At 71.4% G+C, this 25,604-nt stretch carries 24 protein-coding genes and 2 pseudogenes; 13 read left to right on the top strand and 13 right to left on the bottom strand.

Annotated elements, in window-relative coordinates; genetic code table 11:
* The first annotated feature begins 130 nt into the window (after nt 1-130).
* The gene (locus ACFV6X_RS10665) at nt 131-973 is read left to right on the top strand and encodes an FkbM family methyltransferase (protein WP_385380618.1); all 843 of its coding nucleotides are present in this window, start codon (nt 131-133) and stop codon (nt 971-973) included.
* Nucleotides 974-1,044: 71 nt separating this feature from the next.
* Here ACFV6X_RS10665 and ACFV6X_RS10670 read toward each other — a convergent pair whose 3' ends face one another.
* On the bottom strand, nt 1,045-3,381 hold the full coding sequence (locus tag ACFV6X_RS10670; protein WP_385380621.1) for a glycosyltransferase: 2,337 nt from the start codon (nt 3,379-3,381) through the stop codon (nt 1,045-1,047).
* Nucleotides 3,378-4,790 (bottom strand): glycosyltransferase family 29 protein, encoded by a 1,413-nt coding sequence (locus tag ACFV6X_RS10675; protein ID WP_385380624.1) that lies wholly within the window; start codon nt 4,788-4,790, stop codon nt 3,378-3,380. Before ACFV6X_RS10675 ends, ACFV6X_RS10670 begins: the two co-directional genes overlap by 4 nt.
* Before the next feature lie 379 nt (nt 4,791-5,169).
* Between ACFV6X_RS10675 and ACFV6X_RS10680 the strand changes: the two genes are divergently transcribed.
* Nucleotides 5,170-6,339, top strand: a complete 1,170-nt coding sequence (locus ACFV6X_RS10680; protein WP_385380627.1) for an acyltransferase family protein — start codon at nt 5,170-5,172, stop codon at nt 6,337-6,339.
* 53 nt (nt 6,340-6,392) lie between these two features.
* On the opposite strand, the pseudogene ACFV6X_RS10685 reads toward ACFV6X_RS10680, so the two are convergent.
* A pseudogene (locus ACFV6X_RS10685) lies at nt 6,393-7,077 on the bottom strand (TetR/AcrR family transcriptional regulator C-terminal domain-containing protein).
* A gap of 156 nt (nt 7,078-7,233) precedes the next feature.
* Between ACFV6X_RS10685 and ACFV6X_RS10690 the strand changes: the two are divergent.
* Both ACFV6X_RS10690 and ACFV6X_RS10695 read left to right on the top strand, forming a co-directional pair.
* On the top strand, nt 7,234-7,371 hold the full coding sequence (locus tag ACFV6X_RS10690) for a hypothetical protein (RefSeq protein WP_385380630.1): 138 nt from the start codon (nt 7,234-7,236) through the stop codon (nt 7,369-7,371).
* Nucleotides 7,372-7,586: 215 nt separating this feature from the next.
* Entirely contained in the window at nt 7,587-8,534 is a 948-nt protein-coding gene (locus ACFV6X_RS10695) for a class I SAM-dependent methyltransferase (RefSeq protein WP_385380633.1), read from the top strand.
* A gap of 49 nt (nt 8,535-8,583) precedes the next feature.
* Here the strand turns inward: ACFV6X_RS10695 and leuE are convergent, their stop codons facing one another.
* Both leuE and ACFV6X_RS10705 read right to left on the bottom strand, forming a co-directional pair.
* Nucleotides 8,584-9,231, bottom strand: a complete 648-nt coding sequence (gene leuE / locus ACFV6X_RS10700) for a leucine efflux protein LeuE (protein WP_385380636.1) — start codon at nt 9,229-9,231, stop codon at nt 8,584-8,586.
* 39 nt (nt 9,232-9,270) lie between these two features.
* Complete coding sequence (locus tag ACFV6X_RS10705; RefSeq protein ID WP_385380638.1) at nt 9,271-10,851, bottom strand: methylmalonyl-CoA mutase; 1,581 nt, start codon at nt 10,849-10,851, stop codon at nt 9,271-9,273.
* A 145-nt stretch (nt 10,852-10,996) separates the two neighbouring features.
* Here ACFV6X_RS10705 and ACFV6X_RS10710 point away from each other — a divergent pair, with 145 nt between their 5' ends.
* Nucleotides 10,997-11,887, top strand: coding sequence for a L,D-transpeptidase family protein (locus ACFV6X_RS10710; protein WP_385380641.1), 891 nt, complete (start codon nt 10,997-10,999; stop codon nt 11,885-11,887).
* A gap of 190 nt (nt 11,888-12,077) precedes the next feature.
* Here ACFV6X_RS10710 and ACFV6X_RS10715 read toward each other — a convergent pair whose 3' ends face one another.
* From ACFV6X_RS10715 to ACFV6X_RS10750, 8 genes and pseudogenes are all read right to left on the bottom strand, one after another.
* A complete protein-coding gene (locus tag ACFV6X_RS10715; RefSeq protein ID WP_385380644.1) occupies nt 12,078-13,172 on the bottom strand; it encodes a hypothetical protein in 1,095 nt (364 codons plus the stop codon).
* Entirely contained in the window at nt 13,172-13,840 is a 669-nt protein-coding gene (locus tag ACFV6X_RS10720) for an RNA polymerase sigma factor (RefSeq protein WP_385380646.1), read from the bottom strand. The genes ACFV6X_RS10715 and ACFV6X_RS10720 overlap by 1 nt, the downstream gene beginning before the upstream one ends.
* 354 nt (nt 13,841-14,194) lie before the next feature.
* Nucleotides 14,195-14,398, bottom strand: a complete 204-nt coding sequence (locus tag ACFV6X_RS10725) for a hypothetical protein (RefSeq protein WP_385380649.1) — start codon at nt 14,396-14,398, stop codon at nt 14,195-14,197.
* Nucleotides 14,398-15,012 (bottom strand): RNA polymerase sigma factor, encoded by a 615-nt coding sequence (locus ACFV6X_RS10730; RefSeq protein WP_385380652.1) that lies wholly within the window; start codon nt 15,010-15,012, stop codon nt 14,398-14,400. The genes ACFV6X_RS10725 and ACFV6X_RS10730 overlap by 1 nt, the downstream gene beginning before the upstream one ends.
* Nucleotides 15,013-15,176: 164 nt before the next feature.
* Nucleotides 15,177-15,578, bottom strand: coding sequence for a hypothetical protein (locus ACFV6X_RS10735; RefSeq protein WP_385380655.1), 402 nt, complete (start codon nt 15,576-15,578; stop codon nt 15,177-15,179).
* A 730-nt stretch (nt 15,579-16,308) separates the two neighbouring features.
* Nucleotides 16,309-16,917, bottom strand: a complete 609-nt coding sequence (locus ACFV6X_RS10740) for a hypothetical protein (RefSeq protein WP_385380658.1) — start codon at nt 16,915-16,917, stop codon at nt 16,309-16,311.
* 76 nt (nt 16,918-16,993) lie between these two features.
* A pseudogene (locus tag ACFV6X_RS10745) lies at nt 16,994-17,572 on the bottom strand (hypothetical protein).
* Nucleotides 17,573-17,607: 35 nt separating this feature from the next.
* Nucleotides 17,608-19,239: a glycoside hydrolase family 20 protein gene (locus ACFV6X_RS10750; protein WP_385380660.1), complete on the bottom strand. Its 1,632-nt coding sequence runs from the start codon at nt 19,237-19,239 to the stop codon at nt 17,608-17,610.
* A gap of 159 nt (nt 19,240-19,398) precedes the next feature.
* Here ACFV6X_RS10750 and ACFV6X_RS10755 point away from each other — a divergent pair, with 159 nt between their 5' ends.
* From ACFV6X_RS10755 to ACFV6X_RS10790, 8 genes are all read left to right on the top strand, one after another.
* Nucleotides 19,399-19,971, top strand: coding sequence for a 2-oxo-4-hydroxy-4-carboxy-5-ureidoimidazoline decarboxylase (locus tag ACFV6X_RS10755; protein WP_385380934.1), 573 nt, complete (start codon nt 19,399-19,401; stop codon nt 19,969-19,971).
* A gap of 177 nt (nt 19,972-20,148) precedes the next feature.
* On the top strand, nt 20,149-20,529 hold the full coding sequence (sdhC, locus tag ACFV6X_RS10760; RefSeq protein WP_365449418.1) for a succinate dehydrogenase, cytochrome b556 subunit: 381 nt from the start codon (nt 20,149-20,151) through the stop codon (nt 20,527-20,529).
* Between the two features lie 5 nt (nt 20,530-20,534).
* Nucleotides 20,535-21,017 carry a succinate dehydrogenase hydrophobic membrane anchor subunit gene (locus tag ACFV6X_RS10765; protein ID WP_365449420.1) on the top strand — a complete coding sequence of 161 codons (483 nt, stop codon included), beginning with the start codon at nt 20,535-20,537 and terminating at the stop codon, nt 21,015-21,017.
* Between the two features lie 22 nt (nt 21,018-21,039).
* Nucleotides 21,040-22,794 carry a succinate dehydrogenase flavoprotein subunit gene (gene sdhA / locus ACFV6X_RS10770; RefSeq protein WP_385380663.1) on the top strand — a complete coding sequence of 585 codons (1,755 nt, stop codon included), beginning with the start codon at nt 21,040-21,042 and terminating at the stop codon, nt 22,792-22,794.
* Entirely contained in the window at nt 22,794-23,555 is a 762-nt protein-coding gene (locus ACFV6X_RS10775) for a succinate dehydrogenase iron-sulfur subunit (RefSeq protein ID WP_385380666.1), read from the top strand. Before sdhA ends, ACFV6X_RS10775 begins: the two co-directional genes overlap by 1 nt.
* A 134-nt stretch (nt 23,556-23,689) precedes the next feature.
* Nucleotides 23,690-24,100 (top strand): VOC family protein, encoded by a 411-nt coding sequence (locus ACFV6X_RS10780; RefSeq protein WP_385380669.1) that lies wholly within the window; start codon nt 23,690-23,692, stop codon nt 24,098-24,100.
* Nucleotides 24,101-24,211: 111 nt separating this feature from the next.
* Nucleotides 24,212-24,619: a hypothetical protein gene (locus ACFV6X_RS10785; protein ID WP_385380672.1), complete on the top strand. Its 408-nt coding sequence runs from the start codon at nt 24,212-24,214 to the stop codon at nt 24,617-24,619.
* A gap of 491 nt (nt 24,620-25,110) precedes the next feature.
* On the top strand, nt 25,111-25,602 hold the full coding sequence (locus tag ACFV6X_RS10790; protein WP_385380675.1) for a thiol-disulfide oxidoreductase DCC family protein: 492 nt from the start codon (nt 25,111-25,113) through the stop codon (nt 25,600-25,602).
* Nucleotides 25,603-25,604 lie beyond the last annotated feature (2 nt).

Genomic DNA, 25,604 nt, shown 5'->3' on the forward strand with positions numbered 1-25,604 from the left:
GTGCGGCGGCTTTCCTCGATCCCCGATCAAGGAAGCCGCCGCCGCCGTTGACCAGCGGTTGGTCGGATTTCCCTACTTAATACTTCCCCAACCTTCAAATAGCAATGATCTCAGGCCTACGATCGCGCCCATGCGTATCTCCCAGGTCGAAGCCGCCAACGCCCGGATGCTGGCCCACGCCCCGTCCGTCCGGCCCGTCGCCACCAGCGACATCATCCGCACGCACCGCAAGAAGCACCCGTACCGGGGCCTTGCGGAGATCGAATCGCCGTACTGTCCGCCGTTCGTGATGTTCTGCGTGAACGACGACGCGGTCGCCCTGGACACCTTGTGGAACGGCAGATTCGGCTACGAGCCCGGCAGCCTCTCCACCTGGGCACGGCTGGCCGCGAAGAGCGCGACGATAGCCGACGTCGGCGCGCACGTCGGCTACTTCTCGATGATCGCCGCACTCACCAACCCCAAGGCGAAGGTGCACGCCTTCGAGCCGGTGGACCAGGTGCACGCGCGGCTCGCGGTGAACATCCGGCTCAACAACGTCCAGAACGTGCGCCGTTACCAGGCGGGCGTCTCCAGCGAGCCGGGCTGGGCCGACATCAGCGTCCGCTTCTCCGGGAACCTGCTGTCGACGGGCTCGTCCCTGGAGCACGCGGCCGGTGACGCCGAGATGAAGCGAATCCGGCTGGTCACGCTGGACGAGGTGTTCGCCGACACCAAGCTCGACCTGATCAAGATCGACGTCGAGGGCCATGAGATGTCGGTGCTGGAAGGTGCCCGCCAGGTCCTGAAGCGGGACCGGCCCACCGTGATGCTGGAGGCGCTGGTGGGCGCCCCGCTGGACCCGCTGCTCGCCGAGTTCGGTCCCCTGGGCTACGACGCGCACTGGGTGGCCGAGGAGGAGGACACCCTCATCCCGGCGGACCGCGCCCGGCCGAGCGGCACACGCAACCTGCTGCTCACGCCCCGCCGTTAGGACGAGAACACGAAAGACGCTCCCGCAGCCTGGTGGCTCCGGGAGCGTCTTCGGTCGTGGGGGCCGGTGGATCAGCCGCCCAGGATGGTCCGCAGATCCGCCGCGTTGGCCTGGGTGATCTTCCACAGCTCCTGCTGACGGCCGTGCACGTCGGCCACCGTCTTGGCGTGGTCGGCGAGCAGGTCGCGGGAGCGCTCGACGAGCACCTCGGCGAGGTTGCGGTCGTGCACGGAGACACCCCACTCGGGGCGCTCGATGTCGCGCAGGAAGTACGCCATCTTCGGGTGCGAGATCAGGCTGATGATGGGCGTGCCGCAGCCGAACGGGATCATGCCCGCGTGGCCGCGCATGCCGATGACCAGCCGGGTGCGCGCGTACAGCTCGCGGATCTCGTCGTTCTCGAAGTCGTACATCGGGATGACGGGCAGCGACACGCCGTGCTCACGGCGCAGGTCGAAGGCGATCCGCTCGTCGTCGAGCGAGTGCGCCACGCACTGCACCTCACCGAGGTCGCCCAGCTCGCGCACGGCCTTGGCCATCTGCGCGAGGAAGTAGCCGTAGTCGTGGCCGAAGCGCAGCGCGGCACGGTCGTAGGCGGCGTTGATGAGGATGGTGTCGTCGCGCTTCACCGGGTCCTGCCAGTCCGCGACGAGCTGGCGCGTGACCGTGGTCGGGCAGGGCTGGAAGCGCACCTTGTCGTGCAGGTGCGCCGGGAGCATGGCCCGGACCTTCTCGATCGAGCCGTGGTTGCGCAGTCCGAAGAAGGCGGACTTCTCCACGAGCAGCCGCAGCGACTCACGGAAGCGCTGGGCGCGGTAGCTCTGCCCGTCGAAGGCGTTGAAGCCGACGGCGTACACCGCGATGGGGACGTCGATGCGCTCCAGCAGCTCGTCGGGGACGTTCCACTGCCAGGCGCTGTTGCCGTTCGGCATGGTGTCCGGGATGAACAGGCCGCCGCCGCCGATGACCATGCCGCGGCGGGCGTTGACGCGCTCCAGGGCCGCCTCGTCGAACAGGCGGTGGGCGTGCACGGAGTGCCAGCGGCGGTTGGTGGTGTCCGCGTCGAAGGCGAGGCGCACGCTCTCCGGGAGCAGCTTGTCGCCCGCGTTGCCCTGCCGGTCCATGTAGAACGCGACGTGCGCGAGCTGCTCGGCGGCGCTGCCGGACTGCTGGGCGGGCATGCCGATGGTGCGCTGGTGCCAGATGCGGCTGGCCCGGTGCGTCGGGTCGACGGTCAGACCCTGGACGGCGTGCTTGTGCGCGGCGGCGTCCTCGCCGTGCACCCAGGAGATCAGGGCGAGCCGGGCGAAGGCGGTGGCGGCGCGGTTGGGTGCGGCGGTGGCCAGCAGCAGCTGGGCCTTGGCCTCGTCGTAGCGGGAGACGGCCAGCAGGGCGTGCCCGTAGACCTCGTGCGGCCAGGCCTCGTCGACGGGGATGTGGACCCGCTCCATGATGTCGACGGCGGCCTGGTAGTCGCCGGCGCCGATGTGGGCGAGGGCGACCCGGCGGGCGGTGTCGACGTCACCGGTGCGCTCGACGTACGGGGTGCCGAAGTGCACCAGCAGGTCGCGGTGCGTGGTGCCGCCCGCGGCCACGTACGCCGCGTGCAGCTCGGCGTCCGTCATGTCGAACTCGCGCCAGCGCTCCTGCGCCTTGTCGTAGCCCGACTCGCCGCCCTGCCACGGCTTGTGCCGGCCGGTGAAGTGCAGGATCGCGGTGTCCTCGGGGACCGCGAGGTCACCGGAGAGCCGCCGCTTGACGAAGTTGTACTTCGGGTCGAGGCGGACGAAGCCGCCGTCCAGCACCGCGTTGAGGATGCCCTGGTCGTGCTTGTCGAGCTCGTAGGCACCGGTGCGGCCGACGTGGTCGATCCTCGCGTAGAACTCGTCGCTCAGGTACTCCTTCTGAATGACGAGCAGACCGCTGTTGAGCTTGTGCTGGCCGTAGAAGAACTGAGGTACGGCGGCGAGGCCCTCGCGCAGCGACAGCAGCTCCGAGAGCGACCCGAGGACCACCATGTCGGTGTCCAGGGTGATGACGGTGTCGTAGTCGCGGATCTTGAAGACGTCGAGGATGAAGTACGCCTTGCGGACCAGGTAGTTGTCCTGGTCGCCCTTGGCGTAGGAGTCGTAGTGCTCGGCGTCGACCCGACGGAAGCTGACCCGCGGGTGCAGGGCGCGGATGCTGGCGACGGAGGACGGCTTCAGGTCGTCGTGCAGGACGATGAAGTCCTCGCACACACCCGGGTTGGACAGCGCGAGCGAGCGCAGCAGGGCCAGGAAGCCGGGCAGGTAGTTCTCGTCGACGAAGCTGGCGAAGGCGATCCGGCGCTTGCCGGTCAGCGCGCTGGCGTCGGTGGCCGGGGCCGCGGTGCGAGGCTCGGCGGGGGCTATGTGGGTCGCGGTCATCGCAGGGAGATCCTCATGCCGGAGACGCTCTGGGCCCGTTCCATGACCCACGCCTTCTCGCTGGTGTATTCGTGAACGGACGTGATGGGCATCTTCATCGCCGCGTCGATGCGGTACGCACCGCTCTCGTAGAAGTCGAAGCCGATCAGGTCGATGGTCGGGCTGACGTCGAGGAAGTCGAGCAGCCACAGCATGTTGAAGCCGGACGTCGGGATCGACGACCACTGGTCCGTGCCCCACTTGCCGATGTTGCGCACGGGCCAGCGCAGCGACTCGTCGCCGAGGTACTTCTGCGCTCCCGGCACGAGGCGGTTGCGCAGCGAGTACTTCCAGTCGCCGGAGATCCCGCCGAAGACCAGCCGGGTGTCGACCTGCTGGTCCCAGTTGAAGCCGTGCTTGTGGATCGTGACGTGGATGTCGGTCCGCTTGCCGGTGTTCGCCGCGTCGATCTTGTACGAGTTGAAGCGCACGACCAGGTCGTAGGCGTCGATCTCGGTGCCCTTGCCGCTCTCGCCGACCTTGCCGGAGTTGGCGATCAGGGCGATGGACTTGCCGGCGATCCGGTTGCGGAACTCACCGAGGCTGATCCACTGCAGGTTGCCGAAGGTCGGGTCGTCCAGCGGGCCGCGCATGCGGTTGCGCCGCTGCTCGGCGAAGAGGCCGATCGCCTCGATCAGCTCAGGGCTGGGGCGGTGCTGGACGCCGGTGCTCAGGTCCAGGTAGTGGCTGAGCGCCTCCTGGAACTCCTGTTCCGGCGCTTCCGTACGGTCGAGCGCGACCAGCGCGCCCACCAGCTGTGCCTGGGCCCGCTCCCAGTCCCCGGCGTGGTGCGCCGCGAGCCCCTCGGCCCACACGTCGGTCGCCGGGCCCGCGGCGTACGCGGTGGCGTCCGGGACGGTGCGCTTGAGCAGGGTGAGCAGCTCACCACGCTTCTCCTGCGCGGTACGCAGGCCGGCGACCTTGGCCCGGACGCCGAAGCCGTCCTCCTGGGTGAGGCTCAGGTAGCGCTCGAAGGCGTCGACGGCGGCGGACGGGCGGCCCATGGCCTCCAGCAGCCGGCCGCGCAGCCGCCAGCCGGCGCGGGAGTTCTTGCGCTGCGACAGCACCGTGTCGGTGATGAGCAGGGACAGGTTCAGCTCGTCGTCGTAGCCGCAGTCGAGCGCCTTGTTACCGACGGCGAGGAGCGCGTCGAGCAGTTCGTTGCTCAGGTTGGTGCCCCCGACGGCCTTCGCGCCACGCCGGATCAGGTTGCCCGCACCCGCGGACGCCGACTGGGGCTGCTCCTGGGCGGCCCACAGGGCGAGCAGCTCACGCAGCTTCTCGGCCAGCGCGATCCGCCGGGAGTCGAGGCTGCCCACGAGCTTGCCACTGTGCACCGCGCAGGCGCGCAGGCAGTCCTCCAGCTCCACCGGAGTGACCTGGGCCGTCGGCGGACCGGCGTCAGTGCTCGCCGATGCCGTGTCCCCTGTTCGGGAACGTGACCATCTGCTGCGAACCGTCATGGTGCTCCTGCTCTGGATGTGACGAAGCAGGCAAGGATCTGCCTCGGTAAACGTGGTGGGTTGGAGAACACTAAGAAACCAATACGACGAAAAGGTGAACCGATAGGGGCCGGTGGGCAAATCGTGTTTCCGTCGAACGGAATTCCGTCAACCGACGTCCTAGGGTGGCGGGCGGCGTCGCAGGACGTTGACACACATCTCCGGGGTTATGACGGTTGCGGGCGCTTTGGGCAGGATGGCGCGCATGCAGGCCCACGGACAGACGAGGTAGCCGAGGTATTCCAGCGTGACCGAGACGGTCGTCAGTACAGCCAAGCCCCCCACCGCCACCGCCGCGCCCGCGCAGCCGCTCGAGGTCGGCGGCGTCCGGCCGCGGCCCAGAAGCACGGGGGGCCGGCTGCGCGCCCTGGACGGGCTGCGACTGCTGGCCGCGCTGATGGTGGCGCTGTACCACTACGGCGGCCGGGGCGGTGAGATCACCCAGGCGTGGGGTTCGTCACCGAAAGTGCAGTTCCCCACGCTCCACTCCTGGTTCGCCTACGGCTGTCTCGGCGTCCAGATCTTCTTCGTGATCAGTGGCTTCGTCATCTGCATGAGCGGCTGGGGCCGGCCCCTGCGCTCCTTCTTCGCCTCCCGGGTCGCCCGCCTGATGCCCTCCTACTGGGTGGCCGTCGTCCTGGTGACGGCCGTGTTCGCGCTGCCGGGCGTGGCCTACGCGGCGGTGTCACCCAGCGAGGCGCTGGTGAACCTGACCTTGCTTCAGCAGCCACTCGGCGCGGACCGGGTGCTCGGCGTGTGCTGGACGCTGTGGGTGGAGATCCGCTTCTACGCGCTGTTCGCCGTGTGCATCGTGCTGCCGGGGGCCAACCGGCAGCGGGTGGTCATGCTGTGCGCCGCGTGGACGCTGCTCGCGGCGATCACGCAGGCCGCCGAGCAGCCGTTCCTCGACCTGATCGTGATGCCGGAGTACGCGCCGTTCTTCATCGGCGGCATGGGCATCTACCTGCTGCACCGCAACCGGCGGGACGTCACCGCGTGGGGCGTCGTGGCGGTGAGCTGGCTGACCGGGCAGCACCAGGCGGTGTCCCACCTGTGGCACAGCCCCCAGCCGGACCAGTTCTCCTACCGCTCCGCCTCGGTGATCATCCTGATCGTCACGTTCGGCTTCGTCGCGGTGCTCGCGGTGGCGCTGGGCTGGCTGAACTGGGCCGACTGGCGCTGGCTGACGGTCGCGGGGGCGCTGACGTACCCCTTCTACCTGGTCCACGAGCACCTGGGGTGGCCCGTCATCGAGGTGCTGCACCAGGACTTCGGGCTCGCCTCGTGGATGACGATCACCGGGACGCTGACGACGATGCTGGTACTGGCGTGGCTGTTCAACCGGTATGTGGAGAAGTGGTCGACGCCGTTGCTGCGGCGGTCGCTGACGCAGGTGCGGGAATCGTCCAAGGCGTGACGCCGGGGCGGGCGGCGGGCCGGCTCCGAGCGACGGCCTGACGCCCGCTCGACTCATCCGGACGTCGCGGGTGCCGTCCTCAGCGTCGTCGCGATGCCCTCGATGACCGCTCTCAGGCCCGTCTCGAAGCCGCGGTCGCGGTCCTGGAACATCTCGTGGCCGGCCGCGGCCGCCAGCGGAAGCCGGCGAGGCGCACCGCCCGCGCGTCGAGGTCGTGGCCCCCTCCCCGGTGGCCGGGTCGGGGCCCATCGCCTGCTCCTCGATGACGTGCCCGATGGTGTAGCTGTACGCAGTGAACCAGGCGCGCGCCGCGGCCCCCGGTGTGAACCCGGCGCGCGTGAGCTGGGCCCAGGTGCGCCTCCATCGGCTCGGCGTACGACATGTCCGTGAAGCGGGTGCCGGCGTAGACCTCGGCGCCGTCGCGGTAGCGCGGCAGTTGCGCGCGCAGGCCGCTCATCCGCAGGAAGAACGTCTCCCCCGCCAGTCCTCGTCCGCGCCCGGCTCGGCCGCGGGCTCGGCGGTCATGCGCCGCATCATCTCCGTGGCCACCTCGTCGAGCAGGGCCTGTTTGTCCCTGAAGTGCCAGTAGAGGGCCGGCGCCTTGACGCCCAGCTCCTTGGCGATGGCGCGCAGGGTCAGTACCTCCAGACCCACCTCGTTCCGCAGCGGCAGGGCGGTGTCCGCCACGCGCCGCCGGTCCAGCGGTGCTCGTCCTTCCGTGTTGCGGCGACCCGTCAGCTCGGGCTCGGCTACCGCGACTCCTCGCTCACCGAGGAGACCCGCACCGGCGTCGGCGCGGGGCTGCGGGCGGGCGACCGCGCACCGGACGGGACCGCGGGCAGGGGGTACGGCTGTTCGACGCGTTCCGGGGGGCCGCACCGGACGCTGCTCGCCGTGGGCACCGAGGCCGAACTCCCGGCGCTGCCCGTCCCCACGCTGCGGATTCCGGCGTACGGGCCCTACGGCACCGGCGTCTTCCTGATCCGGCCCGACGGTTACGTCGGCTGGGCGGCACATCGGCTGCCGGACTGACGGAATACGCGACCCGGACGGGGGTAGCCGAAGCATCCTGGTAATCGTTCACCGGGCGTGGCGTCGTTCGCGCCACGGGCACGGCCAGGACCGCGTACGGTACGTAGGGAATTGACCCGGTATTCACCTTCTCGGGGGTTTTGATGGGTTCTTCTCCCGGGCAGGCGCCGGGCAGCTCCTGACCGCACACCGCAACGAGGAAGTGCTCGCCTTTCATGACCACTGCACATGAGGCGCCCCCGCGGCCCCGCCGGCTCGACGACGTCCCAGGCTGGTTCCCCGTACTCGACCAGGTGCTCTTCGACTGGCTTCTGAGCCGGCAGGAGGCCGCGGGTGTCCGCGGCGACCTGCTGGAGGTCGGGGTCTACATGGGCAAGAGCGCGATCTTCCTGGGTCGCCATCTCCGGGAGGGCGAGCGCTACACCGTGTGCGACCTCTTCGAGGGCGACGCCCCGGACGACGCCAACCGGGCCGAGTCGACGAAGTCGTACAGCGCGCTCACCCGCCAGGTCTTCGAGACCAACTACCTCTCCTTCCACGACGAACTCCCGCGCGTCGTACAGGGTCCCAGCTCGCTCGTGCCCGGGGAGGTCGAGCGGGACTCGTGCCGTTTCGTGCACATCGACGGCTCGCATCTGTACGAGCACGTCTACGACGACATCGCCGCCGCGCGTGACGTCCTGCTGCCGGACGGGGTCGTCGTCCTGGACGACTTCCGCTCGGAGCACACCCCCGGCGTCTCCGTCGCCGTCTGGGAGGCCGTGCTCAGCCGGGGCCTGCGCCCCATCTGCCTGACCACGCAGAAGCTCTACGGCACCTGGGGCGACCCGGAGCCGGTGCAGCGGGAGCTGATGGCGATGGTGCGCGGGCGTGGTGACTGCGGGCTCAGCGTGCAGCAGGCCGCCGGGCACCGCCTCGTCCGGCTGAAGTCGAAGGGGATGCGGGCCCCCGACTTCCCGCCGTCCCGGCACGCGCAGGACTCGCCCGAGCCGGCCGTGCCCAAGCCCGCCGCGACGCCCGCGGTCCCCGGGGCGGCGCGCACCGTCACGTCCCGGACCCCCGGCAGCCGCGCCCGCCGCCTGGCGGTCGACCTGCTGCCGCCGCTGCTCACCCGCGCCATCCGCAAGGCACGCGCGACCAAGCGGGCGACGGCCGCACGCTGACGCCGCGGAGCGGCGGCCCCGCCGCTCCGCTTGCCCAGGAGCTGGTCGGCTAGGAGCCGGCCAGCGACAGCTTCACCGCGAAACCGAGGAACAGCGCCCCCGCCGCCGAGGTGACCCCCGCCGTGAGGCGCCTGCGACGGCGGAAGGCGGCCGCCAGCTTCGTACCGCCGAAGATCAGCGCGCTCAGGTACAGGAAGCTGGCGAGCTGCGCGAAGGCCCCGAGCACGACGAAGGACAGCGCGGGGTAGGCGTACCCCGGGTCGACGAACTGCACGAAGAAGGCGACGAAGAACAGGATCGCCTTGGGGTTGAAGAGGCTGATGACCAGCGCGCGCCGGAACGGCCGCTCGTCACCCGGTTCCGGCGCGGCAGGAGCCGCCGCGCTCTCGCGCCGGGTCCGCCACATCCCCCAGGCGGCGCGCATCATGCCGATCGCGAGCCACGTCAGATAGCCGGCACCGGCGTACTTCACCATCCCGAACAGCAGGGCGTTCGCCTGCAACAGCGAGGCCACACCGGCCGCCGACAACGTCATCAGCACGGTGTCGCCGCACCACACCCCGGCCGCGGCCGTGTACCCGGGGCGCACCCCGCGCCGGGCGGCCACGGACAGCACGTAGAGCGAGTTGGGGCCGGGCAGCAGGACGATCAGGGCGAGCCCTGCCAGATAGGTCGGGAGATCGATGACGCCGAACATGTCCAGGAGTGTCGCACGCCGGTACGACAACCGGTCAGGTCAGAAGGCGTCACTCGGTACGTAACGCCCCCATACATCCCGCAGGGCGTTGCACACCTCACCCACGGTGGCCCGCGCGCGCAGCGCCTCCTTCATCGGGGGCAGCACGTTGTCGTCGCCCTCGGCCGCCTTGCGCAGCGCCGCCAGGGCCGCGTCCACCGACCGACCGTCGCGTTCGGCACGCAGCGCGGCCAGGCGTTCCGACTGCCGGGCCTCGATGGCGGGGTCGACGCGCAGCGGCTCGTAGGGCTCGTCCTCGTCGATCGTGAAGCGGTTCACCCCCACGACGACCCGCTCGCCCGCCTCCGTCTCCTGGGCGATCCGATAGGCGTTGCGCTCGATCTCGCCCTTCTGGAAACCGTGCTCGATCGCGGCGACCGAGCCGCCCAGCTCCTCGACCTTCCCCATCAGCTCGACGGTGGCCGCCTCGACGTCGTCCGTCATCCGCTCGACGGCGTAGGAACCGGCGAAGGGGTCGACGGTCGCGGTCACATCGGTCTCGTAGGCGAGCACCTGCTGGGTGCGCAGGGCCAGCCGCGCGCTCTTGTCTGTGGGCAGGGCGAGCGCCTCGTCGAAGGAGTTGGTGTGCAGGGACTGGGTGCCGCCGAGCACCGCGGCCAGGCCCTGGACGGCGACGCGGACCAGGTTCACCTCGGGCTGCTGGGCGGTCAGCTGCACCCCGGCCGTCTGCGTGTGGAAGCGCAGCATCGTCGACTTGGGGTTCCTCGCGCCGAACTCGTCGCGCATCACCCGTGCCCAGATCCGGCGGGCGGCGCGGAACTTCGCGACCTCCTCCAGGATCGTCGTACGGGCGACGAAGAAGAAGGACAGGCGCGGGGCGAAGTCGTCGACGTCCATGCCGGCGGCGACGGCCGTGCGGACGTACTCGATGCCGTTGGCGAGGGTGAAGGCGATCTCCTGCACGGGGGACGCGCCCGCCTCGGCCATGTGGTAACCGGAGATCGAGATGGTGTTCCACCTGGGCATCTCGGCCCGGCAGTACCGGAAGATGTCGGCGATCAGCCGCAGGGACGGCTTCGGCGGGAAGATGTACGTCCCGCGCGCGATGTACTCCTTCAGGACGTCGTTCTGGATCGTGCCCGTCAGCTGGTCGGCCCGGACCCCCTGTTCCTCCGCGACCAGCTGGTACAGCAGCAGGAGCAGCGCGGCCGGGGCGTTGATCGTCATCGACGTCGACACCTTGTCCAGCGGGATCCCGCCGAACAGCACCCGCATGTCGTCGATCGAGTCGACGGCGACGCCGACCTTGCCGACCTCGCCGTGCGCGAGGGGCGCGTCGGAGTCGTGGCCCATCTGGGTGGGCAGGTCGAAGGCGACCGACAGGCCGGTGGTGCCGTGCTCGATGAGCTGCCGGTAGCGGGCGTTGGACTCCGCCGCCGTACCGAAGCCCGCGTACTGGCGCATGGTCCAGGGGCGGCCCGTGTACATCGACGGGTACACGCCGCGCGTGAAGGGGTAGGCGCCGGGCTCGCCCAGCCGCACGGCCGGGTCCCAGCCGTCCAGGGCCTGCGGCCCGTAGACCGGTTCGATGGGCAGTCCGGACTCCGACTCGTGCGCCATGGTGAGTGCCTTCCGCCGAGCGGTGGCCACTCCTTGCGGTGGCTCACCCCTTGCCCACCACGATGCCGCGCCGTTCGCGAGCCGTCATGCGCGGGAAGCATCTCGGGTGAGACCCAGTGCACTCGGTGAGAAGGCGGGGACTGGCATGCGCAAGCCTGGTTCGAGGAGGGCGGCCGCCGCGCTGGCGGCGCTGGTGACGGTGTGCGGCTGCACCGTGCAGGGCGTGGACGCGGACGGCAACCCGCGCGGGCCGATCCACATCGACATCACCCGCACCGCGCCCGCGCCGCCGCCCGCCACCTCCAAGGCCCCCGCACGGCCGGCCGCACCCGCGCCGCCGCCCGCCACCTCCAAGGCCCCCACACGGCCGGCCGCCCCGGCGCCGGCTCCGGCCCCGACGCCTGCCCGGGTGCTCTGGTCCCCCGGCGACCACGGCCGGGACGTGCGCGAACTCCAGGCCCGGCTGCGGCAGGTCGCGTGGTTGTTCGTCGGGCCGACGGGGACGTACGACGGCCTGACCCAGCAGGCGGTGCGGGGCTTCCAGGGCAAGCGCGGGCTGCCGAGGACCGGCGCCGTGGACACCGTCACCTGGCAGCGGCTGCTGAGGATGACCCGTGAGCCCGGCCGCTGGGACCTGTACCTGATGGGCGGTCAGCCCGCCGACGCGCCCGACGCGCGCTGTCTGACCGGGCGGGTGCTGTGCATCAGCAAGTCGAGCCGCACGCTGCGCTGGATGGTGGACGGCCGCACGGTGACGACCCTGCCGGTGCGTTTCGGCTCGGGTCACACACCCACCCGGGAGGGCAAGTTCCAGGTGTACTGGAAATCCCGCCACCACCACTCCACGCTGTACGACTCGCCCATGCCGTACGCCCTGTTCTTCAGTGGCGGTCAGGCCGTGCACTACTCGCCGGACTTCGCCGCCCGCGGCTACGCCGGGTCCTCGCACGGCTGCGTCAACGTCCGGGACGAGGCGGCGATCGCACAACTGTTCGGCGAGGCGAAGAAGGGCGACAAGGTCGTCGTCCACTGGTGAGGTTCGGGGCGCGGGCGGGACCGGGGGAACGTGTCCCGCCCGCGCTCAGGTGCACGAGCCGTAGGTACGGGGGGAACCCCGGCTCAGTGCGACAGCCGATGACCAGTCGGCTCACTCAGTACTGCGCCGGCGCGGCCCAAAGCGTCACACCCCTCGGACAGAAATATCTACGGTCCCGCGAAGCTGCAGGTCAGAGCGGCGAGTGCGAGGCGTTCGGCGTCGGCAGCAGCGAGGCCGCCCGCCTGCGCATGTCGGGGAGGAGGGCCGTGGACCACGCGGAGGTGCGGGGGCCGAAGCCGGTGCGGCCGGGTGCCGAGTCGTCGTCCCCGTCGTCGCCGCTGCCCTCGCCGCCGTCGCCGCGACCTCCGCGACCGTCGTCGTCGCCCCTGCCGTCGCCCATGCCGTCGCCGTTCGAGTGGTCGTCGTCGCCCCTGCCGCCCGCGTGGCCGTCGTCGCCGCTGCCGTCCCTGCCCCAGCCCTTGTCCCGTCGGCCGTCGGCGTCGCCGAGCACGGCGTCGCAGTACGCGCGCACGCGCGAGGGGCCGCCCGCCGCCTCCCTCAGGGCGCGCTTGCGGTCGTGGTCCAGGCGCCGGTCCTCGCGCAGGTCGCGGCAGGCCGAGGTGAGCGCCCTCCACCAGCTGTCGGCGTCGCGCGTCCGCTCCTCGGCGCCCTCGTCGGCCGAGGGGGTCTCGTCGCCGGGCGCGCCGCGGCTGCCGGCGAAGGGGCCGCCCGTGGTGCCGTCCGGCGCGGCCGAGCCGGGCTGTTCGCGCCGCGTCGGCGGGGACGGGACCGACGGCTGCTCGGGCGGCTCGGCGGCCGAGACGGAGGCGGCGGGGCGCGGCTCGTCGTCGTGGAACGGCGCGTCCAGGACTCCGGTTCCGGCCGCGACGGCCACTCCGCCGACCATGGCGACGGCCAGCGCCGCGGCCAGCCCCAGCCGCACGGGCCGGCCCCGGCGCGGGCGGTGGGCAGCGCGCGTACGGCCACCCGCGCGGCCACCGATGCACACCAGACCGGCGTCGGACGTCCGCACGGCGCCGGGCGCGTCGAGGGCGGCGAGCTCGCTGTCGCGGTCCGCGCGCACCTTGCGGAAGGCAGCCAGCGCGGCGGCCTCGCCGGGGAGTTCATCGCTGGTCAGCGGGGGTTTCGCGGAGAGCGCGCCGAGGGTGCGGGCGAGCCGGTCGGCCTGTTCGCGGGTGGCGTCGTCGGCAGCGTCCAGTGGCTCTCCGCTCAGCAAACGCTCCGCCGTCTCCCGGTCCAGCCACCTGTGCTGCTCGTCGGCCATCACATGTCCTTCTGCGTCCGCGTGCGCGTAGGCGTCACACTCGCGGACGTCACCGCGCGATCGCGCGGTTCTCGCTGGGGCGGCAGGGCGTCGAGCACACCGGCCGATTCCGGATCGTCGCCGAGGTCGCCGAGCAGTTCGGCGAGCCGTTTCAGCCCCCGGTGCGCCGCGGTGCGCACGGCGCCCGCCCGTTTGCCGAGCGCCTCGGCGGCGGTGTTCGCGTCGAGTCCCACCACCACCCGCAGCACCACGGCCTCGGCCTGGTCCTGCGGCAACCGGGCGATCAGGGAGAGGGCGTGGTCGGTGGTCAGGGCCTCGATGGCCTCGCCCGCGGTGTCGGACTCCGCGGGCCGACCCGTCAACTCGCTCTCGTCACCGCCGATCGCGGGCCGCCGGCCGCGCATCCGTATGTGGTCCAGGGCCCGGTTGCGCGCTATCCGGGCGGCCCAGCCGCGGAACCGGTCCGCGTCGCCGCTGAACCGCTCCAGGTCCCGGGCTATCTGCAACCAGGCCTCGGACGCCACGTCCTCGGCGTCGGGGTCGCCGACCAGCGTCCGTACGTATCCGAGCAGGCGTGGGTGCACCGCGCGATAGACCGTCCGGAACGCGCTTTCGTCCCCGCTCTGTGCCGCGAGCACCGCGGCCGTCAGCTCCGCGTCGTCCCCCACCGCGCGCGCCCTTCTTTGCGCCCAAGCCGGTGCCGCTCTCACGGACCGGGTTCTCGCCGTCGTGGTTCCTCGGTCGATGGTCGCCGTTCGAGGACCGCTGCGGTCGCGGTGGTCGTCCCGCCTCCGCACTCCGGCGCGAAAGGCACGTTACGTCTTGAAACCGCCTCCCGTCCATGCAGGTAGTCGTCGATGCAACTAACTCGTGACGCAGTGGGGTGTGACAGAAAACGCCGTCATGACGCTGAAGGAAGTACGGGCCGCCGCGCGGCCCGTGCCGCGCGACGGCCGGGGCCTCTCCTGTGGGGGGTGGCGGCCCCGGCCGTTGCCTTGGCCTCCGCCTCACCCACCCCGGCCTCACCGCTCGGCACTCCGCGCCCGCCAGACGTCCCGGCCGCGCGTACGGGCCCGGTGGGCGCCCGCGTCCCGGGCCGCGCGGAACGCGGCCAGAGCCTGCCGCTCGGCCTCCGCGTCCAGCTCGCCGTCCCGCATGACGGCACCCAGCAGTGCCACGAACCGGCTGCCGCGCCGTCCGTCCCCGGACCGCTGTTGTCCCTGCATCACGACTCCCCCGGCCCGCGGGAACCGTCCTGCGGCCCGCCCTCGGCGCCCAGTCGGCGGGCGAGTTGCCTGAGCCCACGGTGCGCGGCCGTCCGCACCGCGCCGGGCCGCTTGCCCAGCACCCTGGCGGCGGTGGGGCCGTCCAGACCGACGACCACCCGCAGCAGGACGGCCTCCGCCTGGTCGCGCGGCAGTTCGCGCACCAGGGCCAGGGCCCGCTCGGTGGTGATGGACTCCAGGGCCTGGTCGTGCGTGCTGTGCGGGCCGGGCAGATCCAGGACGTCGGGTTCGAGCGCGGTCGGGCGTGGCCGTGCCCGGGTGCGGCGGAGATGGTCCAGCGCCCGGTGCCGGGCGATGGTCGCGCTCCAGCCGCGGAAACCGGCCCCGTCGCCCTTGAACCGGCCAAGGTCCCTGGCGATTTCCAGCCAGGCGTCGGACGCCACGTCCTCGGCGTCGTCGCCGACCAGCCCGCGCAGATAGCCGAGCAGCCCCGGCTGCACCAGCCGGTACGCGACCGCGAAAGCGGCCTCGTCGCCGTCCTGCGCCCGCGCGACCGCAGCACCCAATTCCCCGTCGTGCGCCTGTACGCGACGGGGCTGCCCTCCCTGGCCCACAACCGTCCTCGTTCGCACCGCGTTCGTAGGAAGTCGGCACCGTGCGACACGATCCGGCCGTGTCGACGCCCCCGAGGTCATCAGCGTCAGGCCTCAGAGAAGTGTCACAGCTCGTCAGACGCCCCCGCCTCCCCCGCGTCACACGGGCTCCGGGAGGTGTCCCGTCACCGGCCGGCGCTCGCGTCCCGGCACAGCAGCCGCAGCGAACCGTCGCCGGTGAAACAGCGGCGGGCCTCGTCGATGGGGTCCCAGAGGCGGCCGTCCGGTGTGCGGACCCAGTGGTCGCCGCCGCTCGACCACCACTCGGCGCCCGCCTGACGGGCGATCACCTCTCCGGCGTAGGCGCCGAGACCGCGCAGGACGGGTTCCGCGGCGGCGTACGGCGTCCCCTCCAGGCGCAGTTCGTCGATCAACCGGTCGGCACGCCACAGGGACTGCGCGGAGTAGTCGAGCCGCAGCCGCGCCCCCTCACGCAGGGTCGCCACCGCGTCCGCGGCCCAGCGCACCGGCTTCGTCGCGGCCGAGGGCCTGTTCTCCGGGGTCGTCCCCGCTTGGGTCGTCGTCACAGTCTGGGTCGTCACATTCGGGAAAGCGCACTGCAGCAACGATTCGTCACACCTGTTCGGCGGCTGCCCGCAACCGGCGCAGGACCGCCCCACGGCGCCCCGAGGACGGTCACAGAATCCTTGCGCCAGCCCGGGTTTACGCTGCCGGATCGGGGGCTCAGGTCCCGGTGCGGAACTGAGACGGTGGTGTGCGGGCTGCCGGGCCACGGCCCCGGCGGCGCCGCGCTCAGGCGCCGGGTCCCGGGGCTTGGTCACCGCCGCGCCGGAGTCAGGTCGGAGGTCCCGTGGCATGCTCCCCGCCGCGCCGCGCTCAGGCGCCGGGTCCCGGGGCATGACCCCCACCGCGCCGGACCCAGGAACGGAGTCCCAAGGCGTGCTCCCCGCCGCGCCGGACTCGTCGCGGGGGTCCCGTGACATGCTCCCCGCCGCACCGGCCCCAGCGCGGAGGTCCCGTCGCCTGCTCCCCGCCGCGCCGGACCCAGGAACGGAGTCCCAAGGCGTGCTCCCCGCCGCGCCGGACTCGTCGCGGGGGTCCCGTGACATGCTCCCCACCGCGCCGCGCTCAGGCGCCGGGACCCGGCGCATGACCCCCACCGCGCCGGACCCAGGAACGGAGTCCCAAGGCATGCTCCCCGCCGCGCCGGACTCGTCGCGGGGGTCCCGTGACATGCTCCCCACCGCACCGGCCCCAGCGCGGAGGTCCCGTCGCCTGCTCCCCGCCGCGCCGCGCTCAGGCGTTCCTCGCCCGGCGGGAGACCACCGCGCGCAGGACCCTGCGGCCCTCCGTCGACACCTCCAGGGCGCGGCGCAGGCCGGCCGAGCCGTGTTCGGTGAGGAGTTCCAGGACCGTGGTCTGGCGGCGCAGTTCGGCGGCGACGAGCGGCGAGACGGCGTCCGTGCGACCCGCGACGGGGGCCGTCCCCGCCCGGACGGATTCGAGAACCTGCGGGAACGTTTCGGCAGATGCCGCGCCGTCCTCCGCCGGGTCGAGCAGACGGTGGATCTGCAACGCCGCCACCGAGCAGCCGTCGGCCCACACCCGCGCCTCGTCGGCCGACCGCACGGCCGGGGCGGCGGCCAGCATCCGCCGGACCAGCAGCGCGGCCTCGTCCTCGACGTCCGCCGCGTCCATGACATCCGCGACGCCCAGCTGCGCGCGCGCCTTGTCCAGCAGCGCACCCCACTCGACGGTGTCGCCGTTGTCCGCGAGGTTCGCCCACAACGGGCGCAGCACCTCGTCGTCGCCTCCGAGAAGAGGCACGCACCGATCCAAACAAGCCAGCGCGCTCACGGCCAGCCCGCGTTCGTCGGCCTGCGCGATCAGTTCCACCAGGCTCATCCACGCCTCCCGTTCCGGGGCGCCATCCGTTACGGAGCCCGCACTTCCCCTAACTGCGCGCCATACTGCCGTACTGTCACACCGGCACGACAGCAAGTCGGTGAAGGAACAGGAAGAACAGCTTTTCGGCCAACGGGTCGGCATCGGCGTTCAGGACGTGGAGCAATGGTCCTGCGGGCACGGCGTGTCCGGCTTCCGCCGCCCAGGCCGGCCCGTTCGGCGGCGTCGCGGGGTCCGAGGACGTAGTTGTCCAGCGCGGCCCCTGCCTGCCGGCACCGAGGTGGCCGGCCATCGCCGCCCGCGCCAGGCAGGTCGTCCACGCCCCGTTCCGCGGGGCCGCCGCCCCCACCACCGCGCAAGCGCTGTCCATCACATATCCGAACGGGGCGGCGCCTGGCCTCCAGGGCGAGCGCGTTCATGCTGCCGGCGTCACCGTCACCACCGGCTACTCCCACACCTGCCGGCCACCCGGCGCCGAGCCCCCCAGCACCACCCCGGGCACGTCCGCCGGCGCGCCCACCTCGGCGAGCGGCCGCTCGGCCCGTCCGCCGACGAGGCGAGCGGCCCTCGGCCCGTCCGACGACGAAGAACCCCCGGCAGCCCACGGCTCCCCCCAGCGACCCGCCCCGCCGCGAAGTGCCCCTCTTCCCGGCATACCCCGCACCCGCGGCCACACGGCCCTGCGGGCCCTCAGCCGAGCTGGTCCGCCAGTTCGCTGAACTCCGCCCAGGAGAGCTCCGGCTCACCCTCGTCCCACAGCTTCTGGACGGTCGCCCGCAGCGGCATCCGGATCCCCGCCGCCACCTGGTCCTGCGTCTGGGAGTTCGCGAGATCGCACCACACCGCGAAGGAACCGCCGAGGATCTGCCCGTCGTAGCGCGCCGCGACCGGCTGCGTCCCGCGCAGCACCCGCGGCGTCCACTGCTCGTATATCCGCTGCCCCGTGGGATAGACGAAGGTCTGCGGCTGACCGAGGACGTAGTAGAGGAACTCGTCGTTGTAGTTGATGACCTTGCGACCCGCGCTCAGGTACTCCGCCGGCTGTCGCGCGCCGATCTCCTTGCCCGTCCAGTACGCGACCTCGATGTCCTTGTCGGGCTGCACGGAGGCGTCGGTGTAGAAACCGTCGTTCCAGGCACGCGGGGTGCGGTCGAGCGCCCGGACCGCGGCGGCGCGATCGTTGAGCCAGCCGGTGGCGAGGTCGGCGACGGTGCCGCCGGGGCCGTACGCCTCGCGCGCGGCGGCCGCGAGCTGGGGGTAGGAGGCCTGGGGGTCGGACACGGTGAGCGCCCGGTACTCGTCGCCGCCGAGGTGCCACTGGGTACCGGGGAAGAGACCGGCGTACTCCTTGAACAACTCGTCGACGATCTTCCCGGCCTCGGGGTCGGCGATGTCCACGGCGCCGGTCGCAGCGACGCCTTGCGCGTTGCGCAACTGCAGATCCGGATGCGCGGCGATCACCGCGCCCAGGTGCCCCGGTGAGTCGATCTCCGGCACGATGCTGATGTGCCGGCTCTCGGCCAGCTGGACGATCCGCCGGACCTCCGCCTTGGTCAGATGCTGCTCCGAGACGATCTCGGGATGCGAGGCGGATTCGATACGGAATCCCTGGTCGTCGGAGAAGTGCAGCCCCAGTTCGTTGAACTTGAGGTCGCCCAGCTCCCTTATCCGGTCCTCGATCCAGTCGGCCGTGAAGTGCTTGCGGGCGATGTCCACCATCAGTCCGCGCCGCTCCTTGGCCGGCTCGTCCCGCACGACGCCCTCCGGCGCCGTGGCGCCGTCGTTCACGGTCTGCTTCAGCGTGCGGGTCCCGTAGAAGACCCCCGCCTCACCGGCGCCGCTGATGCTGACCCGCCCGTCGCGGACGGTCATGGTGTACGACTCCTGGTTCGCCCCGGCGGCACCGCTCAGCGCCAGCCGGACGTCCCCGGCCCGGGAGTCGTTCTTCTCCCCGGCGTACGTCAGCCCCAGCTCACCGGCCACCAGCCGGCCTTCGTCGGCCAGCCCGGCGTCGCCCACCACGACCCGCCCGCCCTGCGCGGGCCGCCAGCCGGGACCGCGCGCCGGGGAGTGTTCACGGACGGCGGGGATGGTGCGCGGAGCCGTGGACAGCGGGTAGGAGCGGGTGGGCGTCGGAGTGGGGGTCGGCGCGGCCGCCGCCCGGCCCGACGGACCGTCCGGTGCCCGGGCCGCCGTACCGGCACCGCCGGCCCACAGACCGAGGGCCAGACCGGCGAGCACCACCGCGGCGGCGACCACCGCGATCAGCAACCGTCTTCGCGTCACGCTCCGCGCCTGCGCCCTGCGTCTGTGCTGGCTCACTCCACCAACGTACGACCTCGAGCGTCCACCGCGCGCCCTCAAACTCTCCCGTCCGGGTGAACGTCAGGCGCCCCTCGGACACGCCGTGGACACTCTCGATAACGTGACGGCACGTCTCCCACAGCATCCCCCTGTCGACACACGCGACGCCCACGAGGAATCACGCTGCCCGCGCACCGTCTCCCTGACCTCCCCGGCCGAGTCGCCATACCGGTGCAGACCGGCCTGCCGTCCGCCTTGGCACATTTCAACGCCGCCCCCGCCGCCGAGCTCCAGCGGGCCCTCCTCAGCTGCCTGAACAGCATCCGCTGGGCCCACCGCGTCACGGCCCACCGCCCCTACCCCGACGTGGCCGCCCTCCTCGCCGCCTCGGACGAGGCCGCGTACGACCTCACGGCCGGTGACCTGGCCGAAGCGCTCTCGGCCGAGTCCCTGCCGGCCCTCCCGGAGGGCGCGTACTCGGCGGCTCAGACGGCACTGAGCGCGGCGCACGCGGCCTACGAGGCCCGATTCGGTCACGTGTTCGCCATCTGTCTCGACGACACACCCCCGGGCGAGTTCCCCGACCGACTGCTGGCCGCCATCCGGTCACGATTGACGAACGATCCCGAGGAGGAGCGGGTCGTGGCGGCGGAAGAACTCCGCCACCTGGCGAGGGGACGGCTGCTGGAGCTGCTCAGGGCCGCGAGGAACCGCGCCACCAGCCACAACGCGCCCGCACCCGGCACATAACGGCACAGCCCACCTGAATAGCCCGTTCGACTGCCAGTTTGATCACATCGCCAGACCCGGGCTCAGCCGAGCGCCAGCGCGTCGCTACGATGCTGGGGGCCGGTGGACCGTACCCGGCCGGGCCCGTCCGACACCGAAGCCGGCAGGCCCCAATCCCCGCTCCCGGAGGGTTCTTCCGTGCCGGCTGGAACGCTGTACCGCGGCCGGGAAGGAATGTGGTCCTGGGTGGCTCATCGAGTCACCGGCGTCCTCATTTTCTTCTTCCTGTTCGTACACGTGCTGGACACCGCTCTCGTCCGTGTCTCCCCCGAGGCATACGACGAGGTCGTGGCCACATACAAGACGCCACTCGTCGCCGTGCTGGAGTACGGCCTCGTCGCCGCCATCCTCTTCCACGCGCTCAACGGCCTGCGTGTCATCGCCGTCGACTTCTGGTCGAAGGGCCCGCGCTACCAGAAGCAGATGTTCTGGTCCGTCGTGGGCGTCTGGCTCGTGCTGATGCTCGGGGCGATCTACCCCGTCCTCGGCCACGCCGCTCGTGAAGTCTTCGGGAGCTGACGCGCATGTCCACCACTGAGAAGACCGCTTCCGGAATCGGCCCCGTCGAGGGCGCCTCCGTGTACACGGTCGACAACCCCGCGCCGCTCATCGAGCCGCCGCGCCAGCGCACCAAGAAGACCCCGCGGACCACGCGCGGCAACTTCGAGATGGCCGCCTGGCTCTTCATGCGGCTTTCCGGCATCGTGCTGGTCGTCCTGGTCATCGGCCACCTGCTGATCCAGCTCGTGCTGGACGGCGGCGTCTCCAAGATCGGCTTCGCCTTCGTGGCCGGCCGCTGGGCGTCCCCGTTCTGGCAGGTCTGGGACCTGCTGATGCTGTGGCTCGCGATGCTGCACGGCGCCAACGGCCTGCGCACGATCATCAACGACTACGCGGAGCGCGCGAACACGCGCCTGTGGCTGAAGGGCCTGCTGTACACCGCGACGGTGTTCACGATCCTGCTGGGCACGCTGGTGATCTTCACCTTCGACCCGAACATCCGCTAGGCACGGGGCTGAGGTACTACTGATGAAGATCCACAAGTACGACACCGTCATCGTCGGCGCCGGTGGCGCCGGTATGCGCGCCGCGATCGAGGCGACCAAGCGCAGCCGCACCGCCGTGCTGACCAAGCTCTACCCCACCCGCTCCCACACGGGCGCCGCGCAGGGCGGCATGGCCGCCGCGCTGGCCAACGTGGAGGAGGACAACTGGGAGTGGCACACCTTCGACACGGTCAAGGGCGGTGACTACCTGGTCGACCAGGACGCCGCCGAGATCCTGGCGAAGGAGGCCATCGACTCGGTCCTCGACCTGGAGAAGATGGGCCTGCCGTTCAACCGGACCCCGAACGGCACGATCGACCAGCGCCGCTTCGGCGGCCACTCCAGGAACCACGGCGAGGCCCCGGTCCGCCGCTCCTGCTACGCGGCCGACCGCACCGGCCACATGATCCTCCAGACGCTGTACCAGAACTGCGTCAAGGAGGGCGTGGAGTTCTTCAACGAGTTCTACGTCCTGGACCAGCTGATCACCGAGGTCGACGGCGTGAAGCGCTCGGCCGGTGTCGTGGCGTACGAGCTGGCGACCGGCGAGATCCACATCTTCCAGGCGAAGGCCGTGATCTACGCCTCCGGCGGCACCGGCAAGTTCTTCAAGGTGACGTCGAACGCCCACACGCTGACCGGTGACGGCCAGGCCGCGGTCTACCGCCGGGGTCTGCCGCTGGAGGACATGGAGTTCTTCCAGTTCCACCCGACCGGCATCTGGCGCATGGGCATCCTGCTGACGGAGGGCGCCCGCGGTGAGGGCGGCATCCTCCGCAACAAGGACGGCGAGCGCTTCATGGAGAAGTACGCGCCGGTGATGAAGGACCTGGCGTCCCGCGACGTCGTGTCCCGCTCGATCTACACCGAGATCCGTGAGGGTCGCGGCTGCGGCCCCGAGGGTGACCACGTCTACCTGGACCTCACCCACCTGCCGCCGGAGCAGCTGGACGCCAAGCTCCCGGACATCACCGAGTTCGCGCGCACCTACCTGGGCATCGAGCCGTACACGGACCCGATCCCGATCCAGCCGACGGCGCACTACGCGATGGGCGGCATCCCGACCAACGTCGAGGGTGAGGTCCTGGCGGACAACACCACCGTCGTCCCGGGTCTGTACGCCGCCGGCGAGGTCGCCTGTGTCTCCGTGCACGGCGCCAACCGCCTCGGCACCAACTCGTTGCTGGACATCAACGTGTTCGGCAAGCGGGCCGGCATCTCGGCGGCGGAGTACGCGCAGAAGGCGTCCTTCGTCGAGCTGCCGGAGACCCCCGAGTCCCTCGTTCTGGAGCAGATCGAGCGGCTGCGGACGTCGACGGGCAACGAGCGGGTGGCGGTCCTGCGGCGCGAGCTGCAGGAGACCATGGACGCGAACGTCATGGTGTTCCGCACCGAGCAGACGATCAAGACGGCCGTCGAGAAGATCGCCGAGCTGCGCGAGCGGTACAAGAACGTGGCGATCCAGGACAAGGGCAAGCGGTTCAACACGGACCTGCTGGAGGCCATCGAGCTGGGCAACCTGCTCGACCTGGCCGAGGTCATGGCGGTCTCCGCGCTGGCCCGCAAGGAGTCCCGCGGCGGTCACTACCGCGAGGACTACCCCAACCGCGACGACGTCAACTTCATGCGCCACACCATGGCGTACCGCGAGGTCGGCGCCGACGGGTCCGAAACCGTCCGTCTCGACTACAAGCCGGTCGTCCAGACCCGCTACCAGCCGATGGAGCGTAAGTACTGATGGCTACACCCGTTCTGGACAAGGCCGAGGCGCAGTCCGCGGCCTCCCCGTACATCACCGTCACCTTCCGGATCCGCCGCTTCAACCCGGAGGTCTCGGCGGACGCGACCTGGGAAGACTTCCAGCTGGAGATCGATCCCAAGGAGCGTGTCCTCGACGGTCTGCACAAGATCAAGTGGGATCTGGACGGCACCCTGACGTTCCGTCGCTCCTGCGCGCACGGCATCTGCGGCTCGGACGCCATGCGGATCAACGGCAAGAACCGCCTTGCCTGCAAGACGCTGATCAAGGACATCAACCCCGAGAAGCCGATCACGGTCGAGCCCATAAAGGGCCTCACGGTCCTGAAGGACCTGATCGTGGACATGGACCCGTTCTTCCAGGCGTACCGGGACGTGATGCCCTTCCTGATCACGAAGGACACCAACGAGCCGACGCGTGAGCGTCTGCAGTCCGCCGAGGACCGGGAGCGCTTCGACGACACGACGAAGTGCATCCTGTGCGCCGCGTGCACCTCCTCGTGCCCGGTGTTCTGGAACGACGGCCAGTACTTCGGCCCCGCGGCGATCGTGAACGCCCACCGGTTCATCTTCGACTCGCGTGACGAGGCCGGTGAGCAGCGCCTGGAGATCCTCAACGACCGTGACGGCGTGTGGCGCTGCCGTACGACGTTCAACTGCACGGACGCCTGCCCGCGCGGTATCGAGGTCACCAAGGCGATCCAGGAGGTGAAGCGGGCGCTCATCACGCGCCGCTTCTGATCTCCGTCCCGCCCTGTGTGTGAGGGCCCCGCCCGCGGTGACGCACCGCAGGCGGGGCCCTTGTGCGTCCGCGGCCGGCTGAGGACGTCCGGTAAATGCCGGGGTTCGGGCGCTCGCCGACCTACGCTGACGGCATGTCAGATGACGAGTCGTACGAGCTGCTCGGTTTCGACAACGTGCTGTTGCCCGTCGGGGACCTCGGCGAGGCCGTGGGTTTCTACGAGCGGGCCGGGTTCACGACGGGGTTCCGGATCGACGAGGCCGGGATCGCGTTGTTGAAGGTCGGGGGCGAGACGCCCGGACTCCTGCTGCGCGAGGAGGAGGAGTTCGGGCACCGGCCGCCGCCTTGGCCGTCCCCGCGGGTGTGGCTGGAGGTGCCGGACGCACGGGTGGCGGCCGAGTCCCTGACCGCTGCGGGCATCCCGCTGCTCGACGCCCCCTACCCGGTGGTCACCGGCTGGACGGTCGAGATCGCCGATCCGTGGGGAAACGTCGTCGGGTTCACGGACTACAGCAAACGGCCGGAGCTGGGCCGCGTTTCGTGACCCGGGCACCCGTCGGCCGAGCGGTGCCACCCTCACCTTGAACGCGTTCAAAAACAGGGCTACAGTCATCCCTGTCAGCGTTTTGAACGCGTTCAAGAAAGGGTGGGGGACATGGACCGCACGGTCGTCGCCTACGTCATCTACCTGGTCGTCAGCATCTCCCTGACCATATGGGTGGCCCGTACGCTCAGCCGGAACGGGCGGGTCTTCCTGGCCGACGTGCTGCACGGCAACGAGAAGCTCGCCGACGCCGTCAACCACCTCCTGGTGGTCGGCTTCTACCTGGTCAACCTCGGCTTTGTCGCGCTGTACCTGAGCGGTGAGGAGACCATCACCGACACGCGCGGCGTCTTCGAGGCACTGTCGACCAAGCTCGGCGTGGTGCTGCTGGTGCTCGGGGTGATGCACCTGGGCAACGTGTACGTGCTCAACCGGATCCGGCGGCGTGGCGTGATGGAGCGGGAGCAGCTGCCGCCGGTCACGCCCCAGGAGTGGGTCGCCCCGGCGACCGGGGCGTGAGCACCGTGGGGACGGCGGAGGGGGGCCGGGGCGCAAACGCCGCTTCGGTCCCGGCGGGGGGCCGGGACGGGGGCGGCGCTTCGGCTCCGGTCGGTCGGGACGGGGGCGACGCTTCGGCGCCGGTCGGTCGGGACGGGGGCGGCTCTTCGGGACCGGTCGGTCGGGGTGGGGGCGGCATCTCGGCGCCGGCCGGCCGGGATGGGGGCGGCTCCACGGGCCCGGCCGGTCGGGACGGGGGCGGCTCCTCCGGACCACAAGGGGGCCGGGACCGGGGCGGCTCCACGGCGCCGGTCGGCCGGGATGAAGGCGGCGCCTCCCTCCCGCAAAGGGGTCGGGACGGGGCCGACGCCTCCGGACCACAAAGCGGCCGGGACGGGGTCGGCGTCGCCGGGCCGCAAGGGGATCGGGACAGGGCCGGCGTCGTCGGAGCGCGGGCGAGGCGCGGTCGTGGGGGTGCTTTCGCCTCGGACGGGGGTCGAGGCGGAAGTGGCGTGGCTGCGGTCGCGGCGGGGGGCCGGGGCGCGGTGCGCGTCCCGGTTCGCCGGCTGACCGTGCTGTACGACGCCGAATGCTCCCTGTGCACCTTCCTGCGGGACTGGCTCGCACGGCAGCGGCAGCTGGTGCCGCTTGACCTGGTGCCCGCCGGCTCCGCCGAGGCCCGGCGGCGCTTTCCCGGGCTCGACCACCGCACGACCCTCGACGACATCACCGTCATCGGCGACGGCGGACAGGTCTACCAGGGCGCCGCCGCCTGGATCGTCACCCTGTGGGCGCTGCGCGAGCACCGCCCGCTCGCCCACCGTCTCAGCACCCCGGCGGGGACGCGGCTCGCCAAGGGGGCCGCGCTGGCCGCCGCGAAGTGGCGTGGCGGCCAGTGGGGCGGACAGGCCTACCAGCGCGCGGAAGGGTGGACGTACGAACCGTCCCTTGGCTGGGTGTACCTCCCCAAGGGGTGCGCGGACGGCGCCTGTCCCACTGACTAGGC

The sequence above is a fragment of the Streptomyces sp. NPDC059861 genome, assembly GCF_042731435.1.
Lineage (GTDB): Bacteria > Actinomycetota > Actinomycetes > Streptomycetales > Streptomycetaceae > Streptomyces.

Excerpts from the sequence above, each read along its gene's own strand:
- ACFV6X_RS10665 (WP_385380618.1), top strand. The coding sequence starts at position 131 with ATGCGTATCTCCCAGGTCGAAGCCGCCAACGCCCGGATGCTGGCCCAC.
- ACFV6X_RS10670 (WP_385380621.1), bottom strand. The coding sequence starts at position 3,381 with ATGACCGCGACCCACATAGCCCCCGCCGAGCCTCGCACCGCGGCCCCG.
- ACFV6X_RS10695 (WP_385380633.1), top strand. The coding sequence starts at position 7,587 with ATGACCACTGCACATGAGGCGCCCCCGCGGCCCCGCCGGCTCGACGAC.
- leuE (WP_385380636.1), bottom strand. The coding sequence starts at position 9,231 with ATGTTCGGCGTCATCGATCTCCCGACCTATCTGGCAGGGCTCGCCCTG.
- ACFV6X_RS10705 (WP_385380638.1), bottom strand. The coding sequence starts at position 10,851 with ATGGCGCACGAGTCGGAGTCCGGACTGCCCATCGAACCGGTCTACGGG.
- ACFV6X_RS10710 (WP_385380641.1), top strand. The coding sequence starts at position 10,997 with ATGCGCAAGCCTGGTTCGAGGAGGGCGGCCGCCGCGCTGGCGGCGCTG.
- ACFV6X_RS10715 (WP_385380644.1), bottom strand. The coding sequence starts at position 13,172 with ATGGCCGACGAGCAGCACAGGTGGCTGGACCGGGAGACGGCGGAGCGT.
- ACFV6X_RS10725 (WP_385380649.1), bottom strand. The coding sequence starts at position 14,398 with ATGCAGGGACAACAGCGGTCCGGGGACGGACGGCGCGGCAGCCGGTTC.
- ACFV6X_RS10740 (WP_385380658.1), bottom strand. The coding sequence starts at position 16,917 with ATGAGCCTGGTGGAACTGATCGCGCAGGCCGACGAACGCGGGCTGGCC.
- ACFV6X_RS10765 (WP_365449420.1), top strand. The coding sequence starts at position 20,535 with ATGTCCACCACTGAGAAGACCGCTTCCGGAATCGGCCCCGTCGAGGGC.
- sdhA (WP_385380663.1), top strand. The coding sequence starts at position 21,040 with ATGAAGATCCACAAGTACGACACCGTCATCGTCGGCGCCGGTGGCGCC.
- ACFV6X_RS10775 (WP_385380666.1), top strand. The coding sequence starts at position 22,794 with ATGGCTACACCCGTTCTGGACAAGGCCGAGGCGCAGTCCGCGGCCTCC.
- ACFV6X_RS10780 (WP_385380669.1), top strand. The coding sequence starts at position 23,690 with ATGTCAGATGACGAGTCGTACGAGCTGCTCGGTTTCGACAACGTGCTG.
- ACFV6X_RS10785 (WP_385380672.1), top strand. The coding sequence starts at position 24,212 with ATGGACCGCACGGTCGTCGCCTACGTCATCTACCTGGTCGTCAGCATC.